This window comes from Bacillus sp. mrc49 (assembly GCF_002803435.1).
On the sequence record NZ_PHNG01000564.1, the window covers coordinates 1 to 1,106 of the forward strand.

2 protein-coding genes are annotated in these 1,106 nt (G+C 37.5%); both read right to left on the bottom strand.

Annotated features, from left to right (window positions below; genetic code table 11):
* Positions 1-9 precede the first annotated feature (9 nt).
* On the bottom strand, positions 10-756 hold the full coding sequence (locus tag CVN76_RS05845) for a DNA-methyltransferase (protein ID WP_198512500.1): 747 nt from the start codon (positions 754-756) through the stop codon (positions 10-12).
* Positions 757-790: 34 nt separating this feature from the next.
* Positions 791-1,106 (bottom strand): transcriptional regulator (locus CVN76_RS05850; protein WP_100530595.1); only part of this gene is annotated, 316 nt, incomplete at its 5' end.

Consider the following 1,106-nt stretch of genomic DNA (forward strand, 5'->3'; position numbering starts at 1 on the left):
TTATTCGAACTACACAATAACGAATTCTTTTGCAATACGTTCATTTGCTAAATCCCAATATTTTTCTTCGATTTCGAATCCTATAAACCTTCGATTTGTTCGAATTGCTGCAACTGGAGTGGTTCCACTTCCCACACAACTATCCAAGATAACTTCACCCTCATTTGAATAAGTCAGTATCATATCTTTAACAAGGTCCAAAGGCTTTTGAGTGGGATGTAAATTTAATTTTTGCTTATCCGAAGGATATGTTAATACACTCCTTGGGTATCGATCAGTAGCTCCACCGCCAGAGACCTCTTTTGTTGCTTGCCTGTATATCTCACCTTTATTTTGAGTTTCTAAATACTTGGTGTAGCTGTTTACAGGTTTATGTCCAGTTGTCTTTTGAGGGTTATAGGTTGGAAGCTTTTTATAAAACACCAATATATTTTCGTGTGCTTTTAACGGCATTTTCTTTGCGTTAAAATGACCTGTTGCTGCAGTCTTTTCCCAAATCCACTCATAACGAAGTAATTTCAAGTTACTTGCTCCTAAAACCTTGTCAAAAGGAGTTTGTGCGAATAGGAGAATAGCGCCGCTATCTTTAATAATTCTTTCGTATTGCTGCCATAGAGCGTTTAAGGGAATCACTGAATCCCATTTGCAATTAGTTGTTCCATAAGGTAAATCAGTGAAGATCATATCGATTGATTTATCAGGAATCATCTCCATTCCAACTAAACAATCCATCTTGAATATCTTATTTAACTCCATAACCACCCCTCCTTTACATCACTGTTTGTGTCCACTAACCCTTAGTAATGGCAAGATTCAAGTTCAAGGCCAGTTTATAAAATGCTTTCCAACGTATCTTTGAATACTTCTTTTCGGAAATTGGAGGCTGAAATTTAAAACAATACACATTGTAATCGGACAAGTATTCCGCATCCTCAGACATATACCTTTCTTCGATAAGAAACCGTTCCATATTCGGCAGCCTTCGAACGGCCCATTCCACACGCTTGCAATAATCTCTTCTATAACGCTGCTGATCTGCATTATAGATAGCAATGGAGCCAGTTTGATCACTCGTCATATTAGTTGGACCATGAAATCTTTCCTCA